Source organism: Pseudomonas sp. ACN8, from assembly GCF_002303925.1.
In the GTDB taxonomy this organism is placed as follows: domain Bacteria; phylum Pseudomonadota; class Gammaproteobacteria; order Pseudomonadales; family Pseudomonadaceae; genus Aquipseudomonas.
The window spans coordinates 81,632-88,178 of record NZ_MRCS01000029.1 but is presented as its reverse complement, the minus strand read 5'-3'; the positions used below and the strand labels follow the sequence as shown (position 1 = coordinate 88,178).

At 63.7% G+C, this 6,547-nt stretch carries 7 protein-coding genes and 3 pseudogenes; 5 read left to right on the top strand and 5 right to left on the bottom strand.

The genetic code is table 11. The annotated features are described in order from the left end of the window. Together BSF44_RS17595 and BSF44_RS17590 are read left to right on the top strand one after the other, a co-directional pair. The coding region (locus tag BSF44_RS17595; RefSeq protein WP_150130706.1) for an Ig-like domain-containing protein at positions 1–1,724 on the top strand (1,724 nt) is incomplete at its 5' end. Positions 1,725–2,064: 340 nt separating this feature from the next. After that, entirely contained in the window at positions 2,065–2,676 is a 612-nt protein-coding gene (locus BSF44_RS17590) for a recombinase family protein (RefSeq protein ID WP_095944581.1), read from the top strand. A 19-nt stretch (positions 2,677–2,695) separates the two neighbouring features. On the opposite strand, the pseudogene BSF44_RS17585 reads toward BSF44_RS17590, so the two are convergent. Further along, a pseudogene (locus BSF44_RS17585) lies at positions 2,696–2,938 on the bottom strand (GlxA family transcriptional regulator); the annotation flags it as partial. Positions 2,939–2,956: 18 nt separating this feature from the next. Here BSF44_RS17585 and BSF44_RS17580 point away from each other — a divergent pair. After that, a pseudogene (locus BSF44_RS17580) lies at positions 2,957–3,265 on the top strand (fatty acid--CoA ligase); the annotation flags it as partial. A gap of 38 nt (positions 3,266–3,303) precedes the next feature. Here BSF44_RS17580 and BSF44_RS30370 read toward each other — a convergent pair. The 4 genes and pseudogenes from BSF44_RS30370 to BSF44_RS30730 form a co-directional block, all read right to left on the bottom strand. Next, positions 3,304–3,624: a helix-turn-helix domain-containing protein gene (locus BSF44_RS30370; RefSeq protein WP_172435362.1), complete on the bottom strand. Its 321-nt coding sequence runs from the start codon at positions 3,622–3,624 to the stop codon at positions 3,304–3,306. Positions 3,625–3,630: 6 nt separating this feature from the next. Further along, entirely contained in the window at positions 3,631–4,344 is a 714-nt protein-coding gene (locus BSF44_RS30365) for an AraC family transcriptional regulator ligand-binding domain-containing protein (RefSeq protein WP_172435361.1), read from the bottom strand. 153 nt (positions 4,345–4,497) lie between these two features. After that, positions 4,498–5,259 (bottom strand): DUF1214 domain-containing protein, encoded by a 762-nt coding sequence (locus BSF44_RS17570; protein WP_095944580.1) that lies wholly within the window; start codon positions 5,257–5,259, stop codon positions 4,498–4,500. 112 nt (positions 5,260–5,371) lie between these two features. After that, positions 5,372–5,643, bottom strand: a pseudogene (locus tag BSF44_RS30730) (SOS response-associated peptidase family protein); the annotation flags it as partial. Between the two features lie 64 nt (positions 5,644–5,707). Between BSF44_RS30730 and BSF44_RS30360 the strand changes: the two are divergent. Together BSF44_RS30360 and BSF44_RS30355 are read left to right on the top strand one after the other, a co-directional pair. After that, the gene (locus tag BSF44_RS30360; protein WP_095944578.1) at positions 5,708–5,902 is read left to right on the top strand and encodes a hypothetical protein; all 195 of its coding nucleotides are present in this window, start codon (positions 5,708–5,710) and stop codon (positions 5,900–5,902) included. Positions 5,903–5,904: 2 nt separating this feature from the next. After that, entirely contained in the window at positions 5,905–6,249 is a 345-nt protein-coding gene (locus BSF44_RS30355) for an alpha/beta hydrolase (RefSeq protein ID WP_095944577.1), read from the top strand. Positions 6,250–6,547: the final 298 nt, after the last annotated feature.

The following is a 6,547-nucleotide window of genomic DNA, read 5'->3' as shown; positions in this document are numbered from 1 at the left end:
TGCGTGAAGTCGTCGGCACCGGTGGTGAATACCCCGGCCCGGCAGGTTCCGGCCTGTCCTATACCCGCGTGCCGTTCCACTTGATCGCCAACGACGGCAACCTCATGGAACACGCCGTGCCGTTCGATGGCAGCATGGACCTGGATGCTGACGGCGACCTGCAGAACCACAACGCCATCCTGCCCACCCAGGGCATCGCCGAACGTTACGACATCATCGTCAACTTCGCGAAAAACGGGATCAACACCGGCGACAAACTGTACTTCGTCAACCTGATGGAGCACCACGACGGCAAGGGGCCGGAGGCAACACTGCTGAGCCTGGCCGATATTCTGTCCGGCAAGTACAAGGCGGTGCTCAAGCTGGGCAGCAAAGGGCTGGAATGGGACGCCGGCGACCCGGCGGTGGGCAAGTTCATGCAGATGGTGGTCCAGCCTTATGCCGGCCAGGACGTGAGCATGAACCCCGTCGACTACGAACCCGCCAAACCGGGCAAGCCGGCCGGCAAGTCCATGATCGCGCTGACCCTCAACCGCGACGACCCGACTGTTCAGGCCAAGCTCAAGGTGGCGCGACATCGCGAGTTCATCTTCGGCCGCTCCGACGGCACCGACGAAGCACCCTGGACAATCAAGACCGACGGCGGTTTAGGCTTCCAGATGGACCCTCGAATCATCAGCGCCGCTCCGCAACTGGCCAACGGCCCGACCCCTGCCGGGTTCTCCGGCGATGGCACCCTGGAAGTGTGGAAAATCAAGAACGGCGGCAACGGCTGGAACCACCCGGTGCACGTGCATTTCGAAGAAGGCATCGTCCTCAACCGTGACGGCAAGGCACCACCGGAATGGGAAAAATGGGCCCGCAAGGACGTTTATCGCATCGGCGATGGCATCGACAGTTCGGTGGACGTGGACATTGCGATCCGCTTCCGTGAATTTGCCGGGACCTACATGGAGCACTGCCACAACACCCAGCACGAGGACACGTCCATGCTGCTGCGCTGGGATATCGAGCATCCGGGCCAGTTCCAGTTGATGCCAGCGCCCCTGCCCGGCTGGGACGGCGTCACCTACGTCAATTCCGCTGCGCTGCCAACCTTCCGCACTGGCGATAAACGTGTCGAGGACGTCGATAACCAAAAACCGATCGCCAACCCCGACAGCGCCGTCAGCAACGGCCAACCGGTGACCATCAACGTCCTGGCCAACGACAGCGACCCTGACGGTAACGTGCCACTTAAAGTGGTGGGCCTGGAGCAACCGGACTCCGGCAAGGGTGTGGTCAGCACCGATGGTCTGCGTGTGACCTACACACCACCGGCCACGATCCCCGCACCGTTCACCGCGACCTTTACCTACAAGGCCGCCGATGCCAAGGGTGCGGAATCGGCACCGGCGACGGTGTCCGTGGCAGTCTCGGCAGCGGTCGTCGAGAACCTGATCGTCACCGGCGCTACCGTCACCGCCCGCAGCAACAACCGCTACTACTGGGTCCTGTCCGGCACCACCTCGCGTGGCACGGGCAATACCATCACGGCGACGGCGACGGCCACGACCACAACCGGTACGGTGAACCTTGGCACCGCCACCCTGACACGTACGCCTGTAGGCGCTCGTTGGCGAATAGCGGTGACGACCGTCGGCAGTGGCCCGTCGCCGAGCCCGACGGCGACCATCAAATCGGCCTTCGGCAAAACCGTGACGGTGCCGGTAGTGGCGCACTGAGTTACAACTAAGCTTAGCGATGAGGGCCTCCTTGAGGCCCTCTTGCTACAGTCAAATTGACAACTTACCTGGTTGTCGAATCTCAAGAAGACCGACATTTCAAGCCGTAGCAATGACCGTTATGGGTCGGTCTCTGCCGGTCGTCACTACGGTGTGTGCTGGTCAAGCACGTCCGTTTGGCGCTCACCGCTGAAGCTCCAGCCACCATGCCTGTTCCAAAAAGGCATACCTAATTAGAAACAGAGGGACAGGGATTTTTTCGCACTGACTCCTTGAAAAGTAACACCCAAAGTGCAACAGTATTTAAAAAGCACCTCAAGTGATACAGGAGCAAGGAAACATGTTCGTCCGCGCCTACCTCCGCGCCTCCACCGTCGAGCAAGATGCCAGCCGCGCCCGCGAGGCACTGGAGCAGTTCGCTGCTAGCCATGATCGAGTGATCGCTGCCGAATACATGGAGAATGCCAGCGGCGCCCGGGCCGACCGGCCGGAGCTGCTGCGCCTGCTGAAAGATGCGCGCAAGGGCGACGTGCTGCTGGTGGAGTCCATCGATCGCCTCTCCCGCCTCCCCGCTGAGGATTGGCAGAAGCTGAAGACCGCCATCGACTCAAAGGGCCTGCGCATAGTCGCGCTCGACCTGCCTACCAGTCACCAGGGTATGCAAAGCAGCAAGAGCGACGAGTTCACCAGCCGCATGCTGGGCGCAATTAACTCGATGCTAGTGGAAATGATGGCCGCCATCGCGCGCAAGGACTACGAGCAGCGTCGCGAGCGCCAGGCCCAAGGCATCAAGAAGGCCAAGGATGAAGGGATGTACAAGGGGCGCCCGGTCGACGCCGACTTGCATAAGCGGGTCGCTGAGCTGCTGAAGGCCGGCCTAGGCATCCGAGCAACAGCCCGTCACGCCGATTGCAGCACCACTACCGTTCTAAGAATTAGAGACAAGGTCTAACTGACCTTGTCTACTTCTTCTGACGACGTGAAACGCCTACGTGGCATGCCAGTTCGTCGAGCTCGATAAGTTCCTCCAGGTTGGCCTCCATCAGCATGACAATCTCCTGGAGTTTCGGCTGGTTGGTGCCAAGCGTATGCCTGATCGGCACACGTTGGTGATCCTGTTCATTTCGGATGCGTTCGTAGATGAACATTTCGGAGATGGCGGCCGCAAGGTCACGGTCGTGCACGCGGCCAATCAGATGCAGCATCATGTTGAGGCTCGGAATGGACTAGCAATGTTCATCACCGGCGGCTTCAACGTCTATCCGGCGGAGATCGAGCAGAGCCTGCTGCGCTACCCGGGCGTGGCCCAGGCCGCGGTGATCGGCATTGCCGACGAACGCCTCGGCAAGGTGGCCATGGCCTTCCTGCTGCCGGCGCCCGGCCAGGTGCTCGACAGCGCCAGCGCGATCGCCTGGTGCCGCGTGCAGATGGCCAACTACAAGGTGCCGCGCCGGGTGCAGCTGCTCGACGCCATGCCGCGGAATGCCGCCGGCAAGGTGACCAAGAACGTGCTGCGCGAGTGGGCCGTCAGCGGGGCTTGAACCAAGCCCCGCCGCCGCAGTGGGGCGTCAGTTTCGAGTTAGCCGAGCACTTGGCGTCGATAATTCAACGGCGTGTTGTCCTGCCAGCGGCGAAAGGCGCGCCCCAGGCTGCTGGCGCTGCTGAAACCGAGTTGGCTGGCGACCTGTTCCAGGCTCAGGGCCGGATTGGCCAGCAACACCAAGGCTTGCGCCTCGCGGGCCTGGTCGAGCAATTGGTTGAAGCTCAGATCCTGCTGGCTCAGATTGCTGCTCAACAGCGCCGGGCTGATTTCCAGCGCGCGGGCCAACAGTTCCAGGTCGGGCTCGCCCGTAAGCATCTCGGCCAGGCGTGCGCGCAAGGCACTGGCGGGCAGCGGCAAGCCGAGTTACGCCAGGTGGCGCAGGATCGGTTGTTCCAACTGCGCCAGTAGCTGCGGATTGGCCCCGGGCAGCGGCAGGCTCCAGGCCTCGGCCTTGAACACCATGGCCCCGCACGGGCAGCCGAACACCACCGGCACGCCCAGGGCCAGCCAGGGCGCGGGGTCCTTGGGCGCTTGCCGGGGCAGCTCCAGGCGCCGCAACAGTTGCCGGGACAACAGGCCGGTCTGGCGCTCAAACAGGCGGATATAGAAGGTATGGAAGAAGCAGTCGAGCGCCGCATCCGCGGGGGGTTGCGGACCGTGGCGACGGACCTCCAGGCGGTGGTCACCGTTGGCTTCGGTCTGCAGTTGCGGCAGGGCGGCGGTGGTCAGCACGCGGATGAACTGGACATGCCGTTGCAGCGCCTCGCCGAACGTGGCACTGGTGCACAGCGCCAGGTCGACGCCATAGAACTGGACGGGCTGGTAGTAGCGGGCCGAGCGCAAACCGAAGGCTTCATTGCCGGTCAACTCGACACAGCGCAGCCACAGCGGGCTGAGCGTAGTCACCGTCAGTCGTCGTTCGCTGTCCTGCATCACCGCCGGGTCGATGCCGACGCTCAGCAGCACGGGTTGCGGGTCGATGCCGTACTCGCCCTGCAGGGTACTGGCGATGGCGCTCACCACGGTGGCCAGGGTGGTCTGGGCCAGCGTTGAAGGGGTTGCGGTGGGCTGGCTCATGAACTCGGGGGATCGATCGAAGAGGCGGTTACGCCACAGGATGGCCGCCAGGGTCCGATCCAGCAAGATGAAAAAACGCCCCGGGGGTTTAATCCTGGGCGGCTTCGAGGGGGCGTGGCCCCAAGCGTCGACACTGGGGCACCGCGCAGCAACTCAGACGCGGCTGACCTTCGGCCCAGGCCAGGTCAGGGCGGCAAACGCGCCTTTCGGCTCGTAGCCACGCAAGATCATCAGGAACGGCTTGCCGGCTTCGGTCGGCAGCCAGTTGGCGCTTTGCTCGCCGCCCGGGTCGTCGGCCTGCAGGTACAGGGTGATGGAGTCGTCCGCCGCCTGCTGCAGGTGCGAGCGACTGCTCAGCGAATAGCGGTTGAGCGAATTGGGGATCACCGTGTAGCCCTCGTAGCGATACAGATGAATCGACCAGAAGGCTTCGACCGCGGGCAGCTCGCCGGTGGGGAAATGCACGCGATAGCGCGCGTTGCCGTCGAGCAGCTGGCCGGTCGCGTCCTTCTGGTACATCAGGTAGATGGTTTCCGCGATCGGCAACGCCACGGTGCCCAACAAGGCCATGCCGGCGCGGTACAGGTAGTCGTCGCCGTAAGTACCGATGTGCTTCAGCGGATACAGCCAACCGTTGCTCGACAATCTGCCGGGCATGCCCCTGACGGTAGCGATCACCTTGGCGCGGCCATCGGCCTCGGCGTGTTCCAGGCCGCGGCGGGTATCGCTATCGAGCGCGGAGAAACCCATGGGTTGCCCAGGGCCGAGGCCGATGGCGGCAAAACTGGCCAGAATCGCGGTGTCGGCCTTGGGCGGCGGACACTCCTGCAGCATCAGTTGCAGGGCCTTGAAATCGGCCAGCGGGTCGGCCTGCACATCCAGCGGTGAAACACCTGGGCGGCCGGCGCCTGCCATCCAGATAGGCCATAGGCGCTCAGCGGGCACAGCTGGAACTTGTCCTGCAAGGCGATGACCTGCTGGCGGTCGGCGTCATCAGTGAAATACAGGCGCAGCACGGCGAACACCAGGGGTACTGCCGAATGAACTCTACACTCTCCCTGGCTGATGCCGCCAACCAATCACGAATGGCGCCGTTGGGCAAAATGACCACCATCCGCTTTTCATCCTCTGGCTTGTGGTAGTTGCGCATCAGCGCGTGGTTGGATCGTCGGCGTTGAGCGTCAGCATCGTGAAGCTGTAGGAGCCCTCACCAGCTGCGTCGCGCCGGTGCTCCCATAGCCCGGCGATCGCCATCAGGCTTCCATCCACCCGTGCGATCCGCGTCGGTATCGCCTTGCCGAAGCCGCTGCTCAGGCTGGCCCGCTGGCGCGCCGCCAAGGCCGGAGTGCTAAGTGCCCGCGACATGGGCGCAGCCTTCGCCTGGCTGCGACCCAACGACCTGGTGTGGAACTACTGGCACAACAACTACCTGATGGGCGAGGCGCCGCCAGCGATCGACCTAATCGCCTGGAACGCCGACGGCACCCGCCTGCCGACGGCGCTGCACAGCCAGTTCCTCGAGATCTTCCGCGACAACCCCTGCTTAGAGGGCAGCTGAGTGTGCTCGGCTCACCGCTGTGTGCCGAAGCGATCCGCTGCGACAGTTACTTCATGGCGGCCCAGGGCGACCATATAACGCCCTGGCAGGGCTGCTACCGCACGGCCCAGCTGTTCGGCGGCCAGCGCAGTTTCGTGCTGAACAACGCCGGGCACATCGCCGGCCTGGTTAATCCGCCGAGCAACCCTAAGGCGCGCCACTTCACCGGCCCAGCGCCGACCATAACGGCGGCCGACTGGCTGGCGCAGGCCAGCGAGCAGCCGGGCATCTGGTGGCAGCACTGGGCGGACTGGGTGATCAAGTGTGCCGGGGCCGAGCGTCCGGCACCCGCGGCGGCCGGCAGCTAGCGCTATCCAGCGCTGGAGCCGGCGCCGGGGCGCTACGTCCACGCGTGAAAGGGCTCAGTCCTGCTCGTCGCCGACCTCGCCGCTGCGGTGGTGGGTCCGAGACGCGTCAGGTGCTGGTGTTCACTCACGACGCGAGCTTCACCTTGCTGTGCTGGCCGAGCTCGCCCCGCATGAAATCGACGATTTGATCCGGTACTTCGGTATCTTCCGGGAAGTAGCGGAGCAGTTGGAGCGTCTTGAGGAGAACAGAGTCCACAGTCCTACTTACCATCATCTGTGTAGCTGTGGTTTTAAATCG

Coding starts and splice junctions, on each gene's coding strand:
- BSF44_RS30365 (WP_172435361.1), bottom strand. CDS start 4,344: ATGAGCCAGCCCACCGCAACCCCTTCAACGCTGGCCCAGACCACCCTG.
- BSF44_RS30360 (WP_095944578.1), top strand. CDS start 5,708: ATGGGCGCAGCCTTCGCCTGGCTGCGACCCAACGACCTGGTGTGGAAC.
- BSF44_RS17590 (WP_095944581.1), top strand. CDS start 2,065: ATGTTCGTCCGCGCCTACCTCCGCGCCTCCACCGTCGAGCAAGATGCC.
- BSF44_RS17570 (WP_095944580.1), bottom strand. CDS start 5,259: ATGGCAGGCGCCGGCCGCCCAGGTGTTTCACCGCTGGATGTGCAGGCC.